The organism is Catenulispora acidiphila DSM 44928 (assembly GCF_000024025.1).
Classification (GTDB): domain Bacteria; phylum Actinomycetota; class Actinomycetes; order Streptomycetales; family Catenulisporaceae; genus Catenulispora; species Catenulispora acidiphila.
Window position 1 is genome coordinate 3,366,511 of sequence record NC_013131.1, and the last position, 21,201, is coordinate 3,387,711.

The window sequence follows — 21,201 nt, forward strand, 5'->3', positions numbered from 1 at the left end:
ATCAATGCGTCTGGTAAAGCGTGCGGTCGGCGACCCCGCCTCGTGCGGGGACCGCCGACCGGAGCGCGTCAGTCTTGGCGTCCGTGTCCGTGTCTAATTGTCGCGCCCGGTGAGCTGCTTGGCGTACTGCACGTGCGCCGCCAGGCGGATCCGCAGCTCCTCGCTGATGGCCGCGATCTTCTGTCGCCGGCCCAGGCCCTCGGACCCCTGGGACAACTCCTCCAGCGTCAGCGGTGTTCCGTACACCAGCTCAAGGTGGGTGCGCGGGGTCGGCAGCGAGCCGATGGTCCGGCCCTTCGCGGCCGTTCCCAGGCAGGCCACCGGCAGGACCGGGGCGCCGGTCGCGACGGCGAAATAGGCCAGGCCGTTGTGCACCGACTCGAACTGTCCGGTGGAGCGGGTGCCCTCGGGGAAGACGCCCAACACGCCGCCGGAGCGCAGCGCCGCGAGCGCCGCCTGGATCCCCGCGCGGTCCGGGTGGTCCCGGTCGATCGGGATCTGCCCGAACCCATGCTGCAGTATCGGGCCCAGCGGGCCGACGAACATCTCCTTTTTGACCAGGAAGTGCACCGGGCGGGGCGCCACGCCGGCGATCAGCGGGCCGTCCAGGAAGCCGGTGTGGTTGCCGGCCATCAGCAGGGCGCCCTCGGTCGGGACGTTCGCGACGTTGTGCTGCGTGACGTGCCACAGCGAGTGCATGAGCGGGACGCCGACGCGGTGTGCGCGCTTGGCGCCGCGGGCGCTGGGCGCCTTGTGACCGTCGTGTGAGGGCGAGGGCGAGGGCGAGGCCGCGGTGCTCTGCCGTCCGCGCCAGGGACCCGCCGGCCGGTCGTGTGAATCGCGGAGAACCTTCATCTGGTGAGTCCCACCCCCTGGGAGGCGGCGTCCGGCGCGGTGCCCTCCGCCGTGTGGATGACGATGCCGGCGACCTGTTCGATCACCTGCTCCAGTGTCAGTTCGGTGGCGTCGACCACCACCGCCCCGGGAGCCGCGGCCAGCGCGTTGGTCCGGCTGTCGACGCTGTCGCGGCGGGTCAGCGCCTCGCGGGTGGCCGCCACGCCGCCGGCTCCGCCGCCGTTCTCGGTGTTGCGCCGGGCGGCGCGCGCCTCCTGCGAGGCGGTCAGGAAGATCTTCGCGCCGGCGGCGGGCGCCACCACCGAGGCGATGTCCCGGCCCTCGACCACGATCCCGCCGCCGCCGATGATCTCCCGCTGCAGCGCGATCAGCCGGGCCCGCACCTCGGGCACCGCGGCCACCGCGCTCACCGCGCCGGTGACGTCGGCCTCCCGGATCTGGACCGCCACGTCCTCGCCGTCCACGCCGATCGCCGGCGCCGCCGGATCGGTCCCGGAGACGATCACCGGGGTCCCGGCGTCGGCCGCCACCGCGGCGGGATCGCCGACGTCCACCTTGTTCTGCAGCATCCAGTACGTCATCGCCCGGTACTGCGCGCCGGTGTCCAGGTAGCGCAGCCCCAGCCGGGCCGCGACCCCGCGCGACACGCTCGACTTGCCCGACCCGGAGGGACCGTCGATGGCGACGACCATCCCGGACAGAGCCTGCTGGCTGGGCAGCGACATACCGGTGACTCCAGGGGGGTGAGCGAGGAGGTGGGACCTGCGACCCATTAAGACTATCTGGTGGCGGGGCTCACGGGTTTCGCATCGGACCGACCGCCGTGTTCGGCGGCGAGAGCGTGTCGGTGGCGAGAGCATGGCGGCGGCGAGAGCGTGTCGGTGGCGAAGGCGCTGCTGCCGGCTGGGATCGCGGGATGTGTGATTGGTCTCAAAACGCTGCCCTGATGCGGGAGGGCAGCTGTGAAGACAGCCGCGCGGAATGTCAGGGTGCGGCGATGTGCGAGATCCCGACCCCGCCGCGCGTCTCGGCGCCGTAGCGCTCGATCTCCTTCTTCAGGTCCAGCGGCAGGGTGACCGAGCCTTCCGGCAGCTGCGCGTCGGCCACGCGGTCGGCCGGGACCAGCCAGGACATCTCGAACTCCAGGCCGTCGGGGTCGTGTGCGTACAGGGCCTTGGTGGTGCCGTGGTCGCTGGCGCCGACCAGTGCGCCGTGCGCCGTCAGCGCCTCCTCGAAGCGCGCCAGCTCCGCCAGGGTGTCCACCTCCCACGCCAGGTGGTACAGCCCGACGCGGGAGCGTCCGGCCTCGGAGGACCCGGCGTGCAGGCCGACCGAGAACAGGCCGAGGTCGTGGTCGTTGGTGGAGCCCGGTGCGCGCAGGAAGGCGGCGTTCGGAGCCTGCGTCAGCACCTCGAAGCCCAACAGGTCGCGGTAGAACACGACACTGCGCTCCACCTCCCGGACGAAGAGCACGGCGTGGTTGAGGCGGGTCACAGGCATGGTTCAGCTCTTTCTTCTCCGAGGTGCGGACTCCATCGTTGCCGGACGTTCTACACTGCCGCAAGCGCGGATCAGCTGCACAGCGGGACACTGTGTCGCTGAAAAAACTGGGGGAGAGTGCGTTGAGCGAGGCCGGACTGCCCGGGATGGGCTTGAAGCTGGGTCCGGAGGTGCTGCGCGGCACCGACGGCGTGTGGTTCACCGCCACCGGCGCCGACGGCAGGACGCTGGGCGTGCTGCGGTTCGAGCCGGCGCGGGTCAAGGCGGCGGGCGGCGTGAAGCGGCTGGTGGAGCGGACGGTGGCGGCGCGCGGCGGATTGCTGCCCGGCACGCTGCCGGTGCTGGACCTGGTCGAGGACGCCGGACACGTCTGGCTGATCACGCCGGTCGTGCCCGAGTCGGGGGCGGCGGCGCGGACGGTCGCGCTGCTGCTCGGCTCATCGCCGCCGGCGCCGCCCGGCGGGCTCGTCGCCACCGGTCATGGGACGCAGAAGCCTGAGAAGAAGGACCTGAAGGACGGTCTGCCGAGCCGGATCATCCGGACGCTCGTCGGCCTCGTGCTGGTCGGCGCGGTGCTGGGGGCGGCGGGCTTCGCGGCGGTGCAGTTGCGGGACAAGAAGGCCGTGCCGAAGGTGCAGATCTCGAGTATCTCCGTGCACAACTTCGCGCCGGTGCAGCCTTCGGGGATCTGCGACGCGTCGGTGGACATGGTCGCGGAGTTCACGACGAACGGCGGGACCGGGGTCGTGACCTACGAGTGGGACATCCCGGCGAAGAACCACACCACGCAGGCGGTGACCGGGGCGGAGCGGGTGAGCGGGAAGTCGCCGAAGGTGCATCTGGCGTGGCAGCTGAAGCTGACGGGGAGCGGGACGGTAAGTGCGACGTTCCGCATCACCAGCCCCGGGGTGCTGGCGGCGGGGGCGGAGACGGCGAGTTCTGGGGATTTGAAGTATCAGTGTCCTTGATCAGTGTCCTTGATTGGTCGGGTCGAGGAGTGCGTGATCTAGGAGCGCCTGGCTGAGGTAGCCGCCGGGTACCGGCGCCGGGACCATCGCGAACAGGGCGCTGGTCTCGTGGGTGGTGAAGCGGTTCAAGGCGTCCATCGAGTGGGTCAGGTGCTTCTGGACCGGGACGAAGCCGTGGTTCGGGTCGGCTTGCCAGGCTAGGAAGAGCAGGCCCGCGTTGGGTTGGCCGTCGGCGGTGAGGCCGTCGTCGTAGCTCAGGCCGCGGCGGAGCATGGCGGCGCCGCTGTTGCCGGCGGCGGCGGCCAGGCGGATGTGGGCGTCGCCGCGGATGGCGAGGGAGCCGTCGGGGTTCTGGCCGGAGAGGTTGACCGGGGTGTGCTCGGTGCCGCCGGACAGCGGGGCGCCGGTGTCCTTGTGGCGGCCGATGACGCGTTCCTGCTCGGCGGTGGTCTGGGCGTCCCAGGAGTCCAGCAGCATCCTGATACGGCGGAAGACGAGGTAGGAGCCGCCGCGCATCCAGGCGGTCGGGGCGTCGGCGGGGACGAACACCTTGCCCGCGAAGTCCGGCTGCGCGGGGGCGGGGTTGTTGGTGCCGTCGAGCTGGCCCATGAGATTGCGGCCGGTGGCGGCGGGGTCGGGCGAGGAACCGGGCGCGCGGCTGAAGCCGGACATGACCCAGCGCGGCTTGGCGGTCCCGGCGGCGGCGCGGGTGAGGACGCGCAGCGCGTGGAAGACGACGAGCGCGTCGTCGGCGGCGAGGACGACGCCGAGGTCGCCGTCGCTGCGCGCGGGGTCGAGGCGCTCGGTGCCGAAGGCGGGGAGGGGGGCGAGCTGCGGGGGGCGGGCGGCGGGGTCCAGGCCTGCCTTGCCGAACAGGGATGGGCCGATGCCGACGGTGATGGTCAGGGAGCATGGGCCGCTGCCGAGGGTGGTGGTGTCGGGGGCGGGGGTGGGGGAGGCGGTGGAGCTGGAGCCGGGGGCGGGAGCGCGGCCGGCGGTGAGGTCGGCGATGGCGGCGGTCCAGGCTTGCATCAGGGCTTTGAGCTGGGCGGGGGTGGTGTTGGGGGCGAGGTCGAAGGCGGCTACGGTGCCGTGGCTCTGTTGGCGGGCGGGGATGGAGATGCCTGCTTGGTGGGGGAAGGGGGTGGCGATGGTCGTGGTGCCGAGGGCGGTGATGACGTCGGCGGCGGGGGTGGCGGCCGTGCTGTTGTCGTTGAGGAGGAGGGCGGAGGTGGTGGCGCCTACTGCCACGCCGCCGATGGTGGTGGCGCCGGTGGTCAGGAAGGTGCGGCGGGAAGGGTTGCGCGGCGAGGTGCCCGCCGGACGACGACCGGTGAGCCAGCGGGGCGGGCGCGGGAGCTCGGCGGCAGCTGGCGGCGGGGTGTCGGGGCTGACCGGCCCTGGGGCGGCGTGGGGCGATTCGGTGGTGTCGTCCGTCATTGGGTTCCTCGCCTACTTGCCGATGGTGACGTTGAGGATGACCGTCGACTGGTCGATGTCGGTGGTGCGGACTGTGACCAGGACCTGCCAGGCGCCGGGCATCGGGATCAGGACGTTGCTCGCGGTGTAGTGGCCGGGGGCGGTGGGTTGGAGTTTCATCGCGATGGGTCCGAGTTGTTGGGCCGGCAGTGCCAGTGAGGCGTCGACTTCGGGGACCGACTCTTGCTTGCCGGTCTTGTCCAGGATGGAGATCTGTAGCTGGTCCGGGCCGACGCGGGCTGGGTCGAGGGTGACGGTCACCGTGCCGGTTCCGGTGCCGTTCGGTGCGCCGGTGTCGAAGGGCATTGTCACCGTCACGGGTCCGGACTTCGGCGCTGCTGCGGACGCCGGCTGGGACTCCACGAGCAGTGCCGTGACCGCCAGGACCACGAGCGCAAGGCCGAATTCGGCGGCGACCGAGCGTCGCAGCCGCTTCAGGTCGGGAGAGTCCGCTGCGAGGATGCGGCGGGCGAAGTAGCCCAGGGTGAGCAGGGTCAGGAAGATGCTCGACTTGATGATCAGCATGCGGCCGTAGTCCGTGCCGAACAGGGCGTGCCAGTGGCGGACCTGGCGCCAGCCCTGGTAGACGCCGGTGGTGGCGAGGACGCAGACGGCTGTGAAGGCGGTCGTGGAGAAGCGGCGTACCAGCTTTAGGCGTGAGTCGGCGTCGAGTGCCGCTGTCTGCGGGCTCAGGACCGAAACCGCCAGTGCCGCCAGTCCGCCGACCCACGTCGCCATCGCCAGCAGGTGCAGCACGTCGGCGGGCAGCGCCAGCGCGACCTGCGATCCGGTGCCGGAGTGGTCGGCGACCGACCACGTCACTGCCAGCGCCACGGCCAGCGCCGCCCCGACGCCCCCGGCGACCTGCCGTGCACGCACCGAGGCTTCGGCGAGCCGCGTCGCCGTCCACGACACCAGGACCCCCGCCGCGCCGAGCAGGATGAGACGCCAGGCCAGCGCCTTGCCGAGCTTGGTGTTCAGGGTGGCGCGCAGGACGTCGGCGTCGGTCGCGCGCCCGATCCCGAACCCGCCGCCATAAGGGCCCTGCAACAGCAGTGCCGCGACCGTCCCGAGCAGCAGCGCGAACCAGCCGCCGCCGATCAGCAGCCGCAGCCGCCGGTCGTGCGCCAGCTTCGGTGCGAAGGCGATGAGCAGCAGCGTGCCGCCGGCCAGGGCGGCGAAGCCGAGGTAGGCGAGCCAGCGCGCGATGCCGAACAGCACGCCGACCGTGCGCGAGCCGCTCGGCGCGGCCGCCGCTCCGCCGGAGTTCGCCGCGGAGGTGGTGCCGATGGAGAACGTCCAGGCGCCGCGCACCGGGTGGGAGTCCGCTGAGATGACGCGCCAGGAGACGACATACGTACCGTTCTTCAGCCCGGCCTTCAGCGGCACGGTCGCCGTCTCCGGCTTGCCGTTGAGGTGGTCGGCCGTGCCGATCTCGACCTGCGAGCCGTCGGGGGCGAAGACCCGCAGCGCGCCGAGTTGCAGCGACACGGCCTCGTTGTAGGTGACCGTGACGCGCGCCGGGGCGGTTGATAGCAGCGCGCCGTCGGCCGGGTCGGTCGTCACGACGGTGGCGTGCGCCGAGGCCGAGGGCGCAGCGGCCAAGCCCCATATACACAGCACCGCGGTCAGGACCGCGACGAGGCGCCGGCGTATGCCGCCGGCCCGGACGGCGGCGCGCGCCGCCGTCGCGGACCGAGCGGTCGTCATGAGCCCGGCGCCGGATCGGCGATGCCGATCACCGGTGCGCTCACCGTGATCGGCGTGGAGGCGGCGAACGTGAACGTCAGCCGCACCGAGGTGCCCGGCTTGAGCGGTCCCGGATCGTCGATCATCACGTGGTTGCCTCCCGGGGAGAAGTCCAGGCTGCCGTGCGCCGGGACCGGAGCCGTGGTCAGGGCGACCATCTTCGCGCCGTTCGTGGTGTGCAGCGAGGCTTGTCCGGTCGAGGCCGTGACCGCGGTGAGCGAGTCGTCGGCGCCGCCGGTGTTGGCGATGGTGAAGTACGCCGCGGCCTCGGCGGGGTTCGCCGGTTCGCGCACGTAGGCGTTGCTCACCGCCAGCTTCGCCGCGCGGGCCTCGGCGTCGCCGCCGGACCACACCAGCAGCGCCGCGCCGGCGGCGAGGACCGCCACCGGCGCGGCCAGCGCGCCGGCCTTCAGCGGGAGTCTCACGTCAGCAGCGAGATGTCGTGGGCGATGTCCTTCGGCGTGACGTCGGACAGCCAGACCACGTGCGCGAGCCCGTCGGTGCCGAAGGCGTTGACCTGGGTGCCGTGGTCCACCTCGATCGTGCCGTCGGGGTTCTTCACCGGCGGGGAGACCGGCGTCGCGGCGAGCTTGGCGGTGTCGTCGACCTGCGTGATCGTGCCGGTCAGGCCGACGAAGGAGGGGTTGAACTTGGCCAGCCAGTCCTTCAGGACCGGGCCGGTGTCCCGGTCCGGGTCGGTGGTGACGAACACGACCCGCACCTTCGAGGCCTTGTCCGCCGGCAGCAGGCGCAGCGCCGAAGCCAGGTCGGCCATGGTCGTCGGGCACTCGTCCGGGCAGTGCGTGTAGCCGAAGTAGACGAGCGTCAGCTTCCCTGCGGCGTTCGCCTTCAGGTCGTAGGGCTTGCCGTTGAAGTCGGTGAGGGTCACCGGCGGGATCGGTGTGGGGACCGCCAGTTCGGTGCCCTTGTACTTGGACTGCTGCGTGGAGACCTGGGAGGACTGCGCGACCTCCTGGGACGGGCTGGCGCAGGCGGTGCTGAGCACGGCCAGCGCCCCGATGGCGGCTGCCATCGGGACGAGGCGTGCGATCCGGGGGGACCGCGGCTTCATGGTTTTTCTTCTCTCCGGGTCGGGATCAGGGTTGCGTTACGAAGTCGGGGTGTTCTTGCGGCGCAGGGCGACGATCGCCGTGCCGAAGCCCAGGGCGCCGACGATGAGGCCGGCGACGCCGAGGGTGCGGGCGCCGGTGTCACTGCTGCTGGCGCTGGCGGTGGACTTGGCGTTGCCGTCGGCCGCGAGGCTCACCGACGGAGCAGTGGTCGGAGCGGTGGTCGGGGCGCTCGAGGTGCTGCCGGTGGCGGCGGCTGCCGACGTCAGGTGCAGCACCGGCGCCGGGTGGTCGGGCTCGGGCTGGCCGGGCTGCTGCAGGTCGATCCAGCGGACGACGTTGCCGTCCGAGTACGTCTGCAGCGCCTTGAACACGATCGAGTCGGTGTCCTTCGGCAGCGGCCCGAACGAGACGTCGAACTCCTGGAACTGGCCGGGATCGATCTTGCCGCCGGTCCAGACGATCTTGCTCACGGCCTGCGTGACCTCGCCGCCGCCGGTCTTGATCGGCGCGGCCAGGGTGCTGGTGGTCGTGGTCGCGGTCCAGCCGGGGACCGGCCGCACCGAGACCGAGGCGATCGGGTGGTCGACGGGGATGTCGACCTCCAGGCTGGTGGTCGAGGCGTTCGCCTCCTCGTTCGGAACGCGGAAGGAGACCTTGGCGTAGCCGCCCTGCGGTTCGGTGTTGGGGTTCACGGTGACGTGCGCCTCGGCGGCCGAAGCCGCGGCGATCAGCGCGACGCCCGCGGTGGCGAGCAGGACAGCGGTCCGTCGCGCGCCGGAGGTGAGCTTCGTGGACATGCCTTATCCGGGGGATGAGGCCACGCCGCCAAAGGGCGTGGCGGATCGATGACGGTGTCGAGGAGCCGCATCGAGCAGCACACGCCGGGCGAAGGCGCCCCGAGGCGTGTCAGGCGAATGCGGCAGCCGTCATCGGCGGACCACGCCGCGCGACGTCGAAACGCAGGAGCCGGCCGGGTCCGAGGCGTGCCGGGGTCCGGGTGGCGACGGCGCCGACCCGGCGCGGAGGCGTCCACGGCACGAGCGCGACGACCAGCAGCACCAGCGGCGTGATGAGCGCCAGCCCGAGGGTGCGCGCCAGCGACCACACCGCCGCCTCGCCGCGGCGCAGCCACCAGGCGGCGACCAGGGCGGCGAGGACGTGCGCGGCGATCATGCCGGTGGTCATGCCGGAGGTCATCGAGTGGTGCGGCGCGGCGGTGGTCGGCATGGCAACGTTCTGCATCGCCTGCGTGACCCCGGCCGGCTCGCTGTGTCCGCACCAGAACTCGCCGCGCGGCGGCATCGGTGTCGCCATCGGCATCGGCATAGCCATCGGCATGCTCATGGAAGCAGCGCTGCCCTGCGCCGAGGCGAAGAGCTCGTGCAGCCCGAGTTGGACGACCGCCATCAGCGCCAGGATCGTCGGTAAACCACGCTCACGCTGGGTGAGCGGCGCCACCACCAGGAACACGGCGCCACCGCCGACGAGCAACGCCCACAGGGGAATCGCCCCGACGGAGAACGCGTCGTGCCCGACCGCGCCGACCAGGACGCAGAGCGCAGCGAAGACCGCGGCGCGCGCTGCGCGCAGGGTCGGCGGCGAGGGCTCGGCGGTCGGCATGGCACCAGATATGGTGCCAGGCTTGATCGGGCGGGATGGCGGCGGGGTCTGGGTGGTCTCGATCCGCCCTGATGGAGCGTGCGATGGAGCGCGCGGCGGACGGGCCTCAGCCCGCCAGCATCTGGTCCAGCCGCCCCAGAGCGCGCCGCGTCGCGACCGCCATCCCCGGCCCGGAAGCCCGGGCCGCCGCGGCCGTGGCGAACCCGGCTTCGATGGCCATCGTCCACACCACGCGGGTTCCGGCCGGCGTCTGAAGGACTGCCCACTCCTCGGCCATGGCGCGGATGCCGGGGATGGTGGTGCGCTCGACCCGGTAGGCGTACCGGTGAGGGGTGTCCCAGGCGAGGATCTCCTCGTGGAACGCCATGCCGCCGACCAGCTTCACCCGGCGCTTCGTGCCCACGCCGAACGGTTCCGCGCCGCCGTACTCCGCCTTCGCGACCGCGCCGTACCAGCGGGGCATCGTCGCCACGTCGTGCGCTATGGCGGCGAAGACCGCTGCCGGGGCGGCGCGCAGCGTGTTGGCGAAGGACAGGCGCAGCGGGGCGGTGTGCAGGAAATCGAGGTCTACCGGTCGGGTCGCGTACATGCGTTCAGCTTATGCGGCGGCTCAGCTTATGCGGCTGACCAGCAGGGCCCTGTCATCGCCGGCATACGCCTCGCCGGGCAGGCGCATCAGCTGGCGGCACACGGTCTCCGGCGTCTCGGTGCACACCAGGTGCGCCGCCATGCGCAGGCGCTCCATGCCGTCCTCGATGTCGTCGCCGGGCTTCTCGACCAGGCCGTCGGTGTAGAGCACGAGGGTGTCCGAGGGGATCAGCGTGAACTGCGCCACGGGGCGGAACTCGGTCTCGCGGACGCCGAGCGGCAGTCCCTTCGCCTGGTCCAGCCAGTGCGTGACGTAGACGCCGTCGCGCTCGGCCAGGAGCAGGGGCGGCGGGTGTCCGGCGCCGCTGTACCGGACGCGGCCGGTGGGGCGGTCCAGGACCAGGACGCAGGCGGTCGCGGTGGTGTCGTTCGGCAGGTACGCGGTGACGAAGCGGTCCAGGCGGCGCAGGATCTCCGCGGGGTCGTTGGTGTCCAGGGCGTAGGCGCGCAGGGCGTTGCGCAGCTGCGCCATCACCACCGCCTCGCCGAAGCCGTGGCCGGCGACGTCGCCGATGACCCAGGTGACCGTGCCCGGGACCGGCTCGAAGACGTCGTACCAGTCGCCGCCGACGTTGTGGTGGCGCGCTGCCGGGACGTACTCGGCAGCCGTCACCAGGCCTTTGACCTCCAGGACCGAGGGCAGCAGGGAGCGCTGGAGCCGTTCGACGATGCGCGCGTCGTCGTCTTTGGGCGCGCGGGGACGCCCGGGACCGGCGACCTGTGGCCTGGGTTCCTGCCCGTGCACGTCACCTCCAACGCGGGATCGCGATCGCGGGCCACGGCGGGTGCGAAGGCCCAGTTCATTGTGTGCGCAGATCTTCATGGTGCGCAGATCTTTATTGTGTACAGCTCTTCCGTGAAGACAGGATCAGGGGGTCGGCACGCCGGCGCGGAGGCCGGGAGTCGGCATGGCGGCGTCGAGGGCGGCGTCGTCCGTCGCACTCAGAGTATTCCCTCAGTGACGCACAACGTAGTAGGAGCCGCGGTTTTCCTGCCGAAAAGCAACCCGATTCTTACCGCGTTCACAGCCGTGGGAAGCTGGAGGCGATGAAGTACCGCTTCCTGTTGCGCCCCTCCTGGCTCGCGGCGATCACGGCCCTGATCGCGCTCACCGTGGCCTTCGTCGGCCTGGGGATGTGGCAGTGGTCGCGCGCGCACCGCACGCACAAGCTGAGCCCGCAGGCCGCCGCCGCGTTCGTGACGCCCGTGCCGCTGGCAAAGCTGCTCAAGGACGGCTCCCCGGCGACCGGCGACGCCATCGGGCACGCGGTCACCGTCTCCGGGGTCTTCGACGGCGGGCACCAGCTGCTGGTCCCGGACCGGCGCTTCCCGGACGGCCGGATCGGCTACATCGTCATCGCGCCGCTGAAGTTGGCCGACGGGACCGTGGTGGTCGTCAGCCGCGGCTGGAGCGCGCAGATGATCACGCCGCCGCCGGCTCCGAGCGGTCAGGTCACCGTGGTCGGTTGGCTGTCCGCGGCGGAGCCCGCCGACGGTGCGCCGCCGGACGCCTCCGACGCCGCGGCGAAGGATCCGGCGCACTTGATCGCCTCGGTGGATGTGGCGACGCTGGTGAACACCTGGCCGTACAGCAATGTGGATCAGGCGTACGTCAACCAGGTGAGTGTGAGTCCGGCGGGCGCGGGGGCGGGTGCAGGCGCGGGCGACGGGGTGCTCACGGTGATCCCGGCGCCGGCGCCGCCGGACAGCTCGTCGTGGTACATCCTGAACGTCGGGTACACGGTGCAGTGGTGGCTGTTCGGTGTCGTGGGGCTGTTCTGGTTCGTGACCTATGTGCGTCGACTGGCGAACCCGATCGAGCCCGAGGATGAGGACGAGGACGAAGAAGACGAGGCCGAGGACGGGGTCGAGGACGAGGTCGAGGAAGACCTCACTCAGCCTGAGCCGACTCCGGCTCCGGCGCCGTAGCCTGCGCGCCGACCGCGACCTTGGTCCGTGCGGTCTTCGCCGCCGCCTTCGCCTTCTTCTTCGCCGTGCGCTCCTGCGCCTCGGTGAGCAGGCGCTGCGTGTCGCGGACGACGATCCGCTCGTAGTAGAACGCCAGGAACGGCACGACGCCGACCAGCAGGATCAGGATGGTGCGGATCGGCTTGTAGCGGGCCCGCAGGCACAGGTCGAGTGCCACGATCAGGTACACCATGTACCCGTAGCCGTGGATGATCGAGACCGGCTTCTCCAGCGTCTTGTTGTGCGCCCACAGCTGCAGCGGGATGACCACGAAGGTGAGCAGCAGCAGCATGGTGCCGGTGAACAGAGCCATCACGCGGTAGCGCTTGATGGCACCGGAGGTCAGCGTAGTCATTCGGAAGGCCTGTCCTGGTTTCGGCGTTCGGTTCGCTGCGAGCCTACCCGCCGTTCCTCGGCGCTCCCGAAGGCGGTCGCCACCGCGGACCCCAGAGCCGCGGCGGCCGCGACGGCGACCAGGGCCGGGCGGTAGGAGCCGCTGCTCGCGGGGAGGGCGACGAGTGCTGTCGTGCCGGCGATCACCGCGACCAGGGCGAGCAGGAACGCCGGGGAGGCGATCCGTTGCAGCACCCGGAGCGGGACGGTGATCGAGTCGGTCAGCACCAGGTAGCCGGTCAGGAGCAGAGCGTCGACGCCCGCGGCCCAGGGCTGCGGCTTCTCGCAGGCGACCAGCGTCACGAAGGCGCCGACCAGCAGGGTGTTGCGATGCACCCCCGCGATCTGGTGCAGGCGCATCGCGGCCAGCACGGGGCGGCCGACGTAGGGCTGGGCGAGGGCGGGGAAGACGATGGCGCAGAAGAGGAGCTCGATGATTTGGCCGGACTTCGGTGGCCAGGACCACATCGGCAGGCGGGTGCCCATGATGGCCAGGACGATGCCGTAGCCGGCCCAGAAGGTGCGGCTGGTGAGGAGGAGGAAGCCGACGCCGACGTCGGCGGCGCTGCTGCTCGTGCCGGCACGGCCGCTGCTGCCATTGCTCGCGCCTGCTTCGCTGCCACTCGCGCCGCTGCCGACCGCGCTGCTGCCACTCGCGCTGCTGCCGGCGGTCGCCTCGGGTGTCGAAGTCGAAGTCTGCGCGCTCATCGTGCCCTCCCGGCCAGCGGCGCCTGCCGCAGCGGTGCCAGCGCCAGGTCCAGCGGGTCCAGGCCGTCCCAGGTCACCACGGGGACGCCCAGCTCGCCGAGCACGAAGCGCACCGCCTGGCGGTCCAGGCGCCACAGGCGGAGGGCGAGGGCGTCCAGGTGGTCCGGCTTGGCGGCGGTGGCCGGTGCCGGTTCGTGGGCGAGCACGTCGATGACCACCAGGGGGTGGCCTCGGTCGGAGAGGTCGCTGATCGCCTCGACCACGCCGGGGTCCAGCAGGGGGCTGAAGACGTAGACCAGGGCACCGCGCGGCAGGACGCGGGTCGGCAGGCGGCTCAGGCCGCCGGTCTCGTAGGTGAAGTCCTTGCGCAGGTCCATGACCGTCTGCGCGATCCGGTAGAGGTGCGCGTTGCCCGAGCCCGGGGTCAGCCACTGGACGCGGCCGGACAGGGTGACCAGTCCGATCCGGTCGTGCGCCGTGAGGTAGGCCTGGGCCAGTCCGGCGGCGCCGCGTACGGCGGTGTCCAGGGTCGAGCGCGGACGGTCGTTGTCGGGGTCCGGCGGCTGCGGGAGGTCGGACAGTGCGTCGACGACCACGACCGCCTCGGCGGCCCGCTCCGCCTCGAAGGTGTTGACCTGGAGTTCGCGGCGGCGGGTGGTGGCCGACCAGTTGATGCGGCGTTGGCGGTCGCCGAAGACGTACGGCCGGACCTGGATGAACTCCACGCCTTCGCCGGGGGTGCGCGCCGAGTGCTCGCCGAAGCGGTCGGGGAAGCGGATCGGGGCGAGCGTCGTGTCGTCCGGCGCCGGGACCGGGAACGCCTCGACCTCGCCGAGGTCGGCGTGCAGGGAGGTGAGGCGGAGCCCGGCGGTGTCGTGGACGTCGATCGCGACCGCGCCGAGGGCCCAGCGTCCCCAGCGCGGGACCAGCAGCTTCACCGTGATCACGCTGCCGGTCAGCTCCAGCGACTCCAGCCGGATGCCCGAGGGCGTCGAGGTGCCGGCCTCGTGGTCGTCGCGGGAGCGCGGCGGCAGGTACTCCTGGCGCGTCCAGCCCGCGGCGCCGTCGGCGGCCAGCCGGATGGTCGCGATCAGCGTCTCGCCCTCGAAGCACCGGCGCTCCGGGACGTCCACCTCCGCGCGCACCCGCTTGGGATGCGAGCCGCCATGCGCGGTGAGCATCAGCAGCGGCACCGCAGCCAGCGGCACGCACCACCACGCCCCGAACGCCACCGCCGGGATCAGCGCGCAGATCGCGGCGGTCAGCAGCCGCGCGGCGCGCTGGGTCGGACGCCAGACGGTGGGCGGGGGCTCGGTCGGCTTGCCGGGCTTCCGCCTGGCGGGAGCGGGTGCTGACAGGGATGTCAGAGATGTCAGGGATGAGATGGTCGGCCGCGGCGCGGCGCCGGGTGAGGCGCTGCCGCGCGAGACGCCGCTCGAACCAGCACCCGAACCGGCACCCGAACCAGCACCCGAAACGCCGCTCGAACCGGCGCCCGAAGTAGCGCTCGAGGCGGCCCGCGCCGCCTCGCCCGCCGAGCCCGGCGTCGGCTCGCTCATCGGTGGGCGCCGGCCGGCTTCTGCGCCGGGTCCTGGACTCCGTTCGGCGTGCCGGTGCCGGTGCCGGCGCCAGTACCGCCAGCGTCCTGCTGGCGCGGCAGCGTGCGCGGGGTCGGTGTCGCGGTCAGTAGCGAGGCCACCACTTCGTCCGCCGACACGCGCCGCACCCACAGCTCCGGCCGGAGGCTGATCCGGTGTGCCAGCGCGGGGACGGCGACAGCCTTCACGTCCTCAGGGATCACGTAATCGCGTCCTGACAGCACCGCGCGCGCCCGCGCCAACTGCACCAGCGCCAGGCCGCCGCGGGGGCTCGCGCCGACCTGCACCTGCGTGGCCGCGCGCGTCGCGTTCACCAGCGCGACCACGTAGTCCACGACGTCGGCGGAGACCTCGACCGTCTCCAGGGAGGCGCGCATCGCCAGGAGTTCGGGGGCGTCGACGATCCGTGCCAGGTCCACGCGCTCGGCCCTGCGGTCCAGGCGGCGCATCAGCATCGCGGCCTCGTCGGCCGGGGGGAGGTAGCCCATGCGGACGCGCAGCAGGAAGCGGTCGAGCTGGGCCTCGGGCAGGGCGTAGGTGCCCTCGTACTCGATCGGGTTGTCGGTGGCCAGCACGACGAAGGTCGGGTCCAGCAGGTGCGACTTGCCGTCGACGGAGACCTGGCCCTCGGCCATCGCCTCCAGCAGCGCGGCCTGGGTCTTCGGCGGGGTGCGGTTGATCTCGTCGGCGAGCAGCAGCTGGGTGAAGACCGGGCCCGGCCGGAAGACCATGTCGCCGCTGCGCTGGTCGTAGAAGGGGGCGCCGGTGACGTCGGAGGGCAGCAGGTCCGGGGTGAACTGGATGCGGGTGAAGTCCAGGCCCAGGGCGGTGGCGAAGGATCGGGCCATCAGGGTCTTGCCGAGCCCGGGCAGGTCCTCGATGAGCACGTGGCCGCCGGCCAGGACGCCGAGCAGGACCAGCTCCAGGGCGGCGCGCTTGCCGACGACGGCCTTCTCCACCTCGTCGAGCACGGCGAGCGCCCTGCGGCAGGTCTGCTCGGGGGTCAGCTGGTCGGACATACCGTCTCCTCTGGTCTGTGCCGCGGGGGCCCCCTCGGCCTCCGCGTTGCCGGCGGCGGCATCGCGGCCCGCGCCTCCGGCTGTGTCGTGCTCCCCGCTCACATCCGCTCCAGCCGTTCGATCAGCTCGGAGACCGCGCGGATCGGGACCTCCGGCTGCCGGCCGCCATGCTCGCCGGTGCCCGCCGCGTTGAGCGCCACCGGGTCCACCAGCGGCCACAGGTCGGTCCCGATCAGCTGCGCCGCTGCCTGCGGGTTCCGGTACAGGTTCACGCCGTGCCGCTCGGCCACCCGCGCCGCGGCCAGCCGGGTCAGCTCCCGGCGCAGCCCCCGTTCGTAGCCGCCGCGCTCGCGCGTGTTGCGCAGCATGGAGGCGTACCAGGCCACGCCGATGTAGTGGCGCTCCAGCACGCGCTCGCGCACGTCGCCGTCCATCCCCAGCGTGCGGCCGGACACGGTGTACCAGGCCGACAGCGCGATGGCCGCGACGCAGGCGCCGAGCGCCAAGCCGAGCCACCGCGTGCCGAGGACCAGATAAGACGACAAGCCCACGACCGCGGTCATCGCGCCGAGCGCCACGCCGATCGCGATCCACCGCCGGCGCTCGACCAGCGGCCTTGCGTCGGAGGCTGCGGACGCGGCGGCGCCCTGCTTCAGGTCAGCCATCAGCGGCTCCTGCCGGACGGCGCCGAGGCGTGAGGCGGAGCGGACTGCCCGCTCTGCGCCGCTTGGGCAGCAGCTGCCCGAGCTTGCGCGCTCGCAGCCAGCTCCGCAGCCCGGCCCTGCAGATGCAACGAGATCGCGCTCAGCGCCTCGCGCGCGGCGTCCCGCTTCTCCTCAGCGATCGGGTGACGCGAGAACCGCGCCTCGCGGAACAGCTCGGTGAGCCTGCGCGCCGGCTCGCCGGGGATGAGATTCGCCGCGGTGACCCGGCGCAGGAACTCCTCCGGGGTGTCCGTGGCGCGCCGTCCGCCGCCGCCGGCGGTGACCGCGACCTCCATCGCCGAGTAGCAGGCGATCACCGCCTCGCGGGCGTCGCCTTCGTACTCCAGCGCTTCGGTCCCGGCCGCGACGGCCTCGGCGAGCTGGTCGAACTCCGGCGCCAGCGGATCGAAGTCGATGAGATCCAGCTCCTGCCGGCTGAAGCGGCGGCGGGCCAGCATCCGGAGCACGAGGTACAGGAGCAGCCCGAGCGCCGCGGCCAGGACGAGGTACAGCAGGACCAGCACGATCCAGTTGGCCGGGCCGTCGCCGGGACGGTTCGGCGTCGATTTGATGTCGGGACCGTGCCCGGTCGGGAGGCGGGGCGGCGCTGTGGTTTCCGGAGCGAGCTGCTGCGTCGGCGGCGGTGCGGGCTGGCGTCCGAAGAACAGCAGCCCGATCGGGGTCAGCACGGCGGCGGCGGTGAGCAGGACGGCGGTCGCCGTGCCGGCGCGGTGCAGCAGGCCGTAGCCGTCGTCGCGGTGCTTGGCGTAGGCGGTGGCGACGACCGCGAGCAGGATGACCGCGCCCAGCGCCGCCACCGGCCGGCCGTCCCGCAGCGAGCCGGTGCTCACGCCGGCGTCCAGCGGACCGTCGCGCCGGGCCGCGGCCGCCATCGCCGCGATCGCGAGGACGGCCACCGCGGCGGGCAGCCAGCGTCTGGGGTTCCCGCTCATGCGGCGCCGGCGCTCTGCTCCGCGGCGCGCTTGGCACGGATCTTCGCGGCCTGCCGGGCCAGCGCGTGCTCCAGACCGCGGTCGAGGTGTCCGCCGGCCTGCCGGACCTGCTCGATCTCGGCGCTGGCCGCCTCGTGCACCTCCGAGGGGATGGTCCTGAGGTTGGCCGGCAGGGCCTTGACCGCCTCCCACAGCGAGATGTCGTCCAGGTCCAGGGCCAGCTCGGTGTGCTTGCGCATCAGCAGGACGAGATGGCGGCGGCGCAGGTGGGCCAGGCTGTCGGCGGCCTTCAGCGCGATCGCCCAGATGAGCAGGTTCAGCAGCGGGACCGCGATCAGCCAGGTGGCGAAGTGGATGTTGTCGGCGCTCAGCCAGGCGGGCCGGTGGTGCATCTTGTCCGCCGAGTGCTTGACCTGCTGTTCCATCCACGCCGGGAAGCCCATGACGGTCACGGTGCCCAGCGAGGTCAGCGCGAACGGGATGCCGATGTAGGCGCCCCAGCGCGGCCAGGTGGTGGTGGCCTGCAGCCGGTGGCGCAGCCGCATGAACGGGCACGGGAACAGCACCGAGGCCAGGTTGCCGGCGGCGATCGGCGCCAGCGGCAGCTCGGCGATGATCGGCCAGTTGTGCTTGACCCAATGGTGGTCCTTGGTCAGCAGGATCACCAGACCGGCGACGCCGAAGGCGAATCCGGCCTCGAAGAGGTAGAGGACCTGGTTGCGCACTCGCAGCATCCGCGCGGGGTCGCCGCCGGCGGACAGGACCCTGATGGCCCACTCCGGCTCGGCGGCCAGCTGGTTGGTCAGCGAGGCGTCCGCGGCGGCGGTCAGGACCGTGGTGACGATCAGCGTCAGCGGGTCGCGGATCCGGGCGCCGAACGGGTCCCAGTACAGGAAGGCGCCGGTGGCCAGTCCCATGCCCATCGAGGCGAACATCCCGAACAGCCAGTCCGGCCACACCCGCAGCACGCGTATGAGCTCCCGGGGGAGGGTCACCTTGGGTGCCGGTGCCGGTGCCGGCTCCGGTGCGGTTCCGGGCAGGGCCGTCGTGACGGCCTCGGTCATGGTGTGGCTCCCCCCTCCTCGCGCCCCGCGGAGGCTTTTGGTGGCTCGACAAGGCTCGACAAGGGAGGATAACCCGTTCGGGGGAGATACGGCGGGTGATATCACCTCCGCCGGCGGTAACCCGTCTGGCAGATCACGACAAAGCGGTCGTGCCCGGCGGCGGCGAAGCTGAACGGGATAGCTCCGTCTTTATCGTGCGGGAGCCGCTTGCAGGAGGATGTATGGTCACGGTCCGCGATGTGATGACCGAGGCACCCAAGTCGGTGCTGGAATCGGACAACCTGGTGCATGTGGCCCGGGTGATGCGCGACGAGGACGTCGGCTGCGTGCCGGTGGTCGACGACACCGGGCGCCTGGTCGGGATGCTCACCGACCGCGACCTGGTGGTCGAGGCGATGGCCGCCAGCGACGACCCGACGCTGCGCCAGGCCGGGGAGCTGATGCGCGGCGACATCCACAGCGTCGACGCCGACGCGCCGGTGACGCACGTCGTGGAGACGATGGGGCGCCAGCGGGTCCGGCGGCTGCCGGTGGTCGCGGCCGGGAAGCTGGTCGGCGTGGTCGGCGTCGCGGATTTGGCCAAGAATTTGCCGACCGCGGCGGTCGGCGAGCTGATGGCGCTGATCTCGAAGTCGGGGCACAAGGACAAGCTGCCGTAGAGGTTGTTGATTCGGCGCGGTGCTTCAGGGCCGCCAGACGGTGAGTCCGTCTGGCGGCCCTGAAGTGCGTTCGGGGGCGGTTACTTGTTCAGGCCCACCGACGCCAGCCACGCCTTGGCGACGTCCGACTCGTCCTTCTTCTGGGTGACGACCTGCTCCAGCAGGGAGGTCAGCGTGGTCGTGTCCAGCTTCGCCGACACCGCGTTCAGCGCGTCGATGCCGGCCGGGGACAGCTTGCCCTTGTCCACCAGCGGGATCACGTTCTGCACGCCGAACAGGCCCTTGTCGTCGTCGAGCACCACGAAGCCGTTGGTCTTGATCGCCGTGGTGGTGCTGTACAGGTCGACGACGTCGGCGTCGCCGTGCTGCAGCGCCGAGACGGTCTGCGGGCCGGAGTTGTCCAGCGCCTTGAAGTCCTTGAAGGTCAGCCCGTACTGGCTCTGCAGGCCCAGGACGCCCTGCTGGCGCGTCTTGAACTCCGGCGCCGAGCCCAGGACCAGGTCCTTGGCGTAGGGCGCGAGGTCGGAGATCTTCTTCAGGTTGTCCTTGGTCGCCAGCGCCTGGGTGACCACGAGCGAGTCGTTGTCCTGGGCGGCGGCCGGGTTCAGGATCTGCAGGTTGCTCGGCAGCTTGGCGGTCACCGCGGAGTCCACACCGGACTGGGTGCTCTCGGTCGAGGACTTGTCCAGGTAGGCCAGCAGGGCGCCGTTGTACTCCGGGACCACCGTGATCGCGTTCGACTTCAACTGCTGGAACAACACGTCGCGCTGTCCCACGTTGGGTTTGCGCTCCACCGAGATGCCCTTGTCCTCCAGTGCCTGCGCGTAGATCTCCATCAGGAGCACGTTCTCCGGGAACGCGGCCGAGGCCACGACGACCTTGGAGCCGCTCTTGGAGCTCGACGAGCACGCGCTCAGCGCGCCGGTCGCCGCCAGTGCGACCGCCAGTGCGGCGCCGACGACCCGAGTATTGGACCCTGTGGTGCGAATACGCATGTTAAATCCCCTCCGAACCGATAGACATGTCGAACCTAGCAACCCACGCTGACAACGGCAGCCTTCCCGAATCGCGGTTTCGAGACCTTTTCGAGACCGTTGACGGCTGCGACCGGCCCGGTCCGGGTCAACACGCTGCGGGGGCGTGCGGGGCACTGCGGGGCTGTGCCGCGCACTGTGGCGCACTGTGGCACCCGATCCGGCCATCCGCGTCACGCAGCGTGGCCGGCCGGACGGCGCACGGTTCTCACGGCAGCGCCGGCCGCCCGCCCGCCTCCGTCGGCAGACCCGCCTCGGCCCAGGCCCGGAAGCCGCCGACGAGGTCGGTGGCGTGCACCAGCCCGAGCAGTTGCAGATCGCGCGCGGCCAGGCTGGAGGCGTAGCCCTCGTTGCAGAACACGATGACCTGCGAGTCGGCGGTGACGCCGGGCAGGCGCCACTCGTTGTCCGGCGCCAGCCGCCACTCCAGGTGGATGCGCTCGACCGGCAGCGCTCCCGGTATCTCGCCCTCGGCCTCCCGGTTGGCGTGCGGCCGGATGTCGATCAGCAGCGCGCCCTCCCGGCGCAGCCTGTCAGCCTCCTGCGGGCTCACGCGCCGCAGCCCGGAGCGGGCCTCCTCCAGGAACGTGTCCACGGCACTCAAACCAGGTCCTCCAGGCTCTCGTACTCCCGGGTGGGAAGCAGCGGGGGCGAATAGGCGTGCACGGTCGCGGCGGGCCGGATACCCGTTTGCCGCACGATATGCGCGCGATCCCCGCCGAATCCCAAAGCGTCGCCGACCTGAAGCCGGCGCACCCCGATCGGACCCCCGGGATACCGGTGCTCCTCCTGCACCTCGCCGCTCAGCACGGCGAAGGACCCGGCGGCGCCGCCGTGGTCGTGCGGCTTCGTCCCCTGCCCCGGCAGCCAGCTCAGCAGCCACACCTCGACGCCGCGCGTCAGGGCGAGCCGCGTCCACCACCGCTGCGGCTCGGTGTGCCGCACCAGCGGACGCAGCCGGTCGCCATGGACGTCGGCCAGCGCCCGGGTCAGATCCCTGAGCTGCGTCGGGGTCCACAAAGGACGGTCGGGGATGACGAGATCGTGCAGAAAGGCTTCGGCGACGTCGAGATCAGGCGTCTGCAAGGCCGAGGACATGATGGCGGCTCCGTGGTCCGAGATGTGGGTCGAGGTCGAGGAAGGCCTCGGTACACATGCAGGACGCCACGCGCAGCAAGTCGACCGGACGGTCGGACCAGGCGAGCAACG

General features: G+C 71.9%; 24 protein-coding genes. 3 read left to right on the forward strand and 21 right to left on the reverse strand.

From position 1 onward, the window contains the following. Positions 1–93 precede the first annotated feature (93 nt). The 3 genes from CACI_RS15205 to CACI_RS15215 all read right to left on the reverse strand — a co-directional run bounded on the left by CACI_RS15205 (position 94) and on the right by CACI_RS15215 (position 2,355). Positions 94–855 carry a lysophospholipid acyltransferase family protein gene (locus CACI_RS15205; RefSeq protein ID WP_012787262.1) on the reverse strand — a complete coding sequence of 254 codons (762 nt, stop codon included), beginning with the start codon at positions 853–855 and terminating at the stop codon, positions 94–96. Continuing rightward, positions 852–1,580, reverse strand: a complete 729-nt coding sequence (gene cmk, locus CACI_RS15210; protein ID WP_012787263.1) for a (d)CMP kinase — start codon at positions 1,578–1,580, stop codon at positions 852–854. The genes CACI_RS15205 and cmk overlap by 4 nt, the downstream gene beginning before the upstream one ends. A gap of 259 nt (positions 1,581–1,839) precedes the next feature. Continuing rightward, on the reverse strand, positions 1,840–2,355 hold the full coding sequence (locus CACI_RS15215) for a VOC family protein (protein ID WP_012787264.1): 516 nt from the start codon (positions 2,353–2,355) through the stop codon (positions 1,840–1,842). 122 nt (positions 2,356–2,477) lie between these two features. Here CACI_RS15215 and CACI_RS15220 point away from each other — a divergent pair, with 122 nt between their 5' ends. Then, positions 2,478–3,323 carry a hypothetical protein gene (locus tag CACI_RS15220; protein ID WP_143765256.1) on the forward strand — a complete coding sequence of 282 codons (846 nt, stop codon included), beginning with the start codon at positions 2,478–2,480 and terminating at the stop codon, positions 3,321–3,323. Here CACI_RS15220 and CACI_RS15225 read toward each other — a convergent pair whose 3' ends face one another. The 8 genes from CACI_RS15225 to CACI_RS15260 all read right to left on the reverse strand — a co-directional run bounded on the left by CACI_RS15225 (position 3,324) and on the right by CACI_RS15260 (position 10,637). Next, entirely contained in the window at positions 3,324–4,763 is a 1,440-nt protein-coding gene (locus tag CACI_RS15225; protein WP_012787266.1) for a Dyp-type peroxidase, read from the reverse strand. It abuts the gene before it with no gap. A 12-nt stretch (positions 4,764–4,775) separates the two neighbouring features. Further along, positions 4,776–6,512: a copper resistance CopC/CopD family protein gene (locus tag CACI_RS15230; protein WP_012787267.1), complete on the reverse strand. Its 1,737-nt coding sequence runs from the start codon at positions 6,510–6,512 to the stop codon at positions 4,776–4,778. Next, the gene (locus tag CACI_RS15235) at positions 6,509–6,976 is read right to left on the reverse strand and encodes a copper chaperone PCu(A)C (RefSeq protein WP_012787268.1); all 468 of its coding nucleotides are present in this window, start codon (positions 6,974–6,976) and stop codon (positions 6,509–6,511) included. The genes CACI_RS15230 and CACI_RS15235 overlap by 4 nt, the downstream gene beginning before the upstream one ends. After that, positions 6,973–7,623 (reverse strand): SCO family protein, encoded by a 651-nt coding sequence (locus CACI_RS15240; protein WP_012787269.1) that lies wholly within the window; start codon positions 7,621–7,623, stop codon positions 6,973–6,975. Before CACI_RS15240 ends, CACI_RS15235 begins: the two co-directional genes overlap by 4 nt. A gap of 36 nt (positions 7,624–7,659) precedes the next feature. Then, positions 7,660–8,421, reverse strand: a complete 762-nt coding sequence (locus CACI_RS15245) for a YcnI family copper-binding membrane protein (RefSeq protein WP_012787270.1) — start codon at positions 8,419–8,421, stop codon at positions 7,660–7,662. 109 nt (positions 8,422–8,530) lie between these two features. Next, a complete protein-coding gene (locus CACI_RS15250; protein WP_012787271.1) occupies positions 8,531–9,244 on the reverse strand; it encodes a hypothetical protein in 714 nt (237 codons plus the stop codon). 106 nt (positions 9,245–9,350) lie between these two features. Further along, on the reverse strand, positions 9,351–9,833 hold the full coding sequence (locus CACI_RS15255) for an SRPBCC family protein (protein WP_012787272.1): 483 nt from the start codon (positions 9,831–9,833) through the stop codon (positions 9,351–9,353). A 21-nt stretch (positions 9,834–9,854) separates the two neighbouring features. Next, positions 9,855–10,637, reverse strand: a complete 783-nt coding sequence (locus tag CACI_RS15260; protein WP_012787273.1) for a PP2C family protein-serine/threonine phosphatase — start codon at positions 10,635–10,637, stop codon at positions 9,855–9,857. Between the two features lie 302 nt (positions 10,638–10,939). Here CACI_RS15260 and CACI_RS45560 point away from each other — a divergent pair, with 302 nt between their 5' ends. Then, a complete protein-coding gene (locus CACI_RS45560) occupies positions 10,940–11,821 on the forward strand; it encodes an SURF1 family protein (RefSeq protein ID WP_012787274.1) in 882 nt (293 codons plus the stop codon). Here the strand turns inward: CACI_RS45560 and CACI_RS15270 are convergent. From CACI_RS15270 to CACI_RS15300, 7 genes are all read right to left on the reverse strand, one after another. After that, on the reverse strand, positions 11,784–12,215 hold the full coding sequence (locus CACI_RS15270; protein WP_012787275.1) for a DUF3817 domain-containing protein: 432 nt from the start codon (positions 12,213–12,215) through the stop codon (positions 11,784–11,786). The two genes, CACI_RS45560 and CACI_RS15270, sit on opposite strands and share 38 nt — an antisense overlap. Further along, on the reverse strand, positions 12,212–12,961 hold the full coding sequence (locus CACI_RS15275) for a hypothetical protein (protein WP_012787276.1): 750 nt from the start codon (positions 12,959–12,961) through the stop codon (positions 12,212–12,214). The genes CACI_RS15270 and CACI_RS15275 overlap by 4 nt, the downstream gene beginning before the upstream one ends. Next, complete coding sequence (locus tag CACI_RS15280; RefSeq protein ID WP_012787277.1) at positions 12,958–14,520, reverse strand: DUF58 domain-containing protein; 1,563 nt, start codon at positions 14,518–14,520, stop codon at positions 12,958–12,960. The genes CACI_RS15275 and CACI_RS15280 overlap by 4 nt, the downstream gene beginning before the upstream one ends. Then, positions 14,517–15,578, reverse strand: a complete 1,062-nt coding sequence (locus CACI_RS15285) for an AAA family ATPase (protein ID WP_143765257.1) — start codon at positions 15,576–15,578, stop codon at positions 14,517–14,519. Before CACI_RS15285 ends, CACI_RS15280 begins: the two co-directional genes overlap by 4 nt. A 98-nt stretch (positions 15,579–15,676) precedes the next feature. Next, positions 15,677–16,243 carry a hypothetical protein gene (locus CACI_RS45565; RefSeq protein WP_012787279.1) on the reverse strand — a complete coding sequence of 189 codons (567 nt, stop codon included), beginning with the start codon at positions 16,241–16,243 and terminating at the stop codon, positions 15,677–15,679. Then, complete coding sequence (locus CACI_RS45570; RefSeq protein WP_012787280.1) at positions 16,243–17,235, reverse strand: DUF4129 domain-containing protein; 993 nt, start codon at positions 17,233–17,235, stop codon at positions 16,243–16,245. Before CACI_RS45570 ends, CACI_RS45565 begins: the two co-directional genes overlap by 1 nt. Further along, entirely contained in the window at positions 17,232–18,299 is a 1,068-nt protein-coding gene (locus CACI_RS15300; protein ID WP_012787281.1) for a hypothetical protein, read from the reverse strand. Before CACI_RS15300 ends, CACI_RS45570 begins: the two co-directional genes overlap by 4 nt. A 221-nt stretch (positions 18,300–18,520) precedes the next feature. On the opposite strand from CACI_RS15300, the gene CACI_RS15305 reads away from it, so the two are divergent. Beyond that, complete coding sequence (locus CACI_RS15305; RefSeq protein WP_012787282.1) at positions 18,521–18,958, forward strand: CBS domain-containing protein; 438 nt, start codon at positions 18,521–18,523, stop codon at positions 18,956–18,958. An 80-nt stretch (positions 18,959–19,038) separates the two neighbouring features. Here the strand turns inward: CACI_RS15305 and CACI_RS15310 are convergent, their stop codons facing one another. The 3 genes from CACI_RS15310 to CACI_RS15320 form a co-directional block, all read right to left on the reverse strand. After that, positions 19,039–19,953, reverse strand: a complete 915-nt coding sequence (locus tag CACI_RS15310; RefSeq protein ID WP_012787283.1) for an ABC transporter substrate-binding protein — start codon at positions 19,951–19,953, stop codon at positions 19,039–19,041. Positions 19,954–20,200: 247 nt separating this feature from the next. Further along, entirely contained in the window at positions 20,201–20,596 is a 396-nt protein-coding gene (locus CACI_RS15315; RefSeq protein WP_012787284.1) for a rhodanese-like domain-containing protein, read from the reverse strand. Further along, the gene (locus CACI_RS15320) at positions 20,593–21,090 is read right to left on the reverse strand and encodes a cysteine dioxygenase (protein ID WP_012787285.1); all 498 of its coding nucleotides are present in this window, start codon (positions 21,088–21,090) and stop codon (positions 20,593–20,595) included. The genes CACI_RS15315 and CACI_RS15320 overlap by 4 nt, the downstream gene beginning before the upstream one ends. Between the last annotated feature and the right edge of the window lie 111 nt (positions 21,091–21,201).

Excerpts from the sequence above, each read along its gene's own strand:
- CACI_RS15205 (WP_012787262.1), bottom strand. The coding sequence starts at position 855 with ATGAAGGTTCTCCGCGATTCACACGACCGGCCGGCGGGTCCCTGGCGC.
- cmk (WP_012787263.1), bottom strand. The coding sequence starts at position 1,580 with ATGTCGCTGCCCAGCCAGCAGGCTCTGTCCGGGATGGTCGTCGCCATC.
- CACI_RS15215 (WP_012787264.1), bottom strand. The coding sequence starts at position 2,355 with ATGCCTGTGACCCGCCTCAACCACGCCGTGCTCTTCGTCCGGGAGGTG.
- CACI_RS15225 (WP_012787266.1), bottom strand. The coding sequence starts at position 4,763 with ATGACGGACGACACCACCGAATCGCCCCACGCCGCCCCAGGGCCGGTC.
- CACI_RS15230 (WP_012787267.1), bottom strand. The coding sequence starts at position 6,512 with ATGACGACCGCTCGGTCCGCGACGGCGGCGCGCGCCGCCGTCCGGGCC.
- CACI_RS15240 (WP_012787269.1), bottom strand. The coding sequence starts at position 7,623 with ATGAAGCCGCGGTCCCCCCGGATCGCACGCCTCGTCCCGATGGCAGCC.
- CACI_RS15245 (WP_012787270.1), bottom strand. The coding sequence starts at position 8,421 with ATGTCCACGAAGCTCACCTCCGGCGCGCGACGGACCGCTGTCCTGCTC.
- CACI_RS15250 (WP_012787271.1), bottom strand. The coding sequence starts at position 9,244 with ATGCCGACCGCCGAGCCCTCGCCGCCGACCCTGCGCGCAGCGCGCGCC.
- CACI_RS15255 (WP_012787272.1), bottom strand. The coding sequence starts at position 9,833 with ATGTACGCGACCCGACCGGTAGACCTCGATTTCCTGCACACCGCCCCG.
- CACI_RS45560 (WP_012787274.1), top strand. The coding sequence starts at position 10,940 with ATGAAGTACCGCTTCCTGTTGCGCCCCTCCTGGCTCGCGGCGATCACG.
- CACI_RS15270 (WP_012787275.1), bottom strand. The coding sequence starts at position 12,215 with ATGACTACGCTGACCTCCGGTGCCATCAAGCGCTACCGCGTGATGGCT.
- CACI_RS15275 (WP_012787276.1), bottom strand. The coding sequence starts at position 12,961 with ATGAGCGCGCAGACTTCGACTTCGACACCCGAGGCGACCGCCGGCAGC.
- CACI_RS15280 (WP_012787277.1), bottom strand. The coding sequence starts at position 14,520 with ATGAGCGAGCCGACGCCGGGCTCGGCGGGCGAGGCGGCGCGGGCCGCC.
- CACI_RS15285 (WP_143765257.1), bottom strand. The coding sequence starts at position 15,578 with ATGTCCGACCAGCTGACCCCCGAGCAGACCTGCCGCAGGGCGCTCGCC.
- CACI_RS45565 (WP_012787279.1), bottom strand. The coding sequence starts at position 16,243 with ATGGCTGACCTGAAGCAGGGCGCCGCCGCGTCCGCAGCCTCCGACGCA.
- CACI_RS45570 (WP_012787280.1), bottom strand. The coding sequence starts at position 17,235 with ATGAGCGGGAACCCCAGACGCTGGCTGCCCGCCGCGGTGGCCGTCCTC.
- CACI_RS15300 (WP_012787281.1), bottom strand. The coding sequence starts at position 18,299 with ATGACCGAGGCCGTCACGACGGCCCTGCCCGGAACCGCACCGGAGCCG.
- CACI_RS15305 (WP_012787282.1), top strand. The coding sequence starts at position 18,521 with ATGGTCACGGTCCGCGATGTGATGACCGAGGCACCCAAGTCGGTGCTG.
- CACI_RS15310 (WP_012787283.1), bottom strand. The coding sequence starts at position 19,953 with ATGCGTATTCGCACCACAGGGTCCAATACTCGGGTCGTCGGCGCCGCA.
- CACI_RS15320 (WP_012787285.1), bottom strand. The coding sequence starts at position 21,090 with ATGTCCTCGGCCTTGCAGACGCCTGATCTCGACGTCGCCGAAGCCTTT.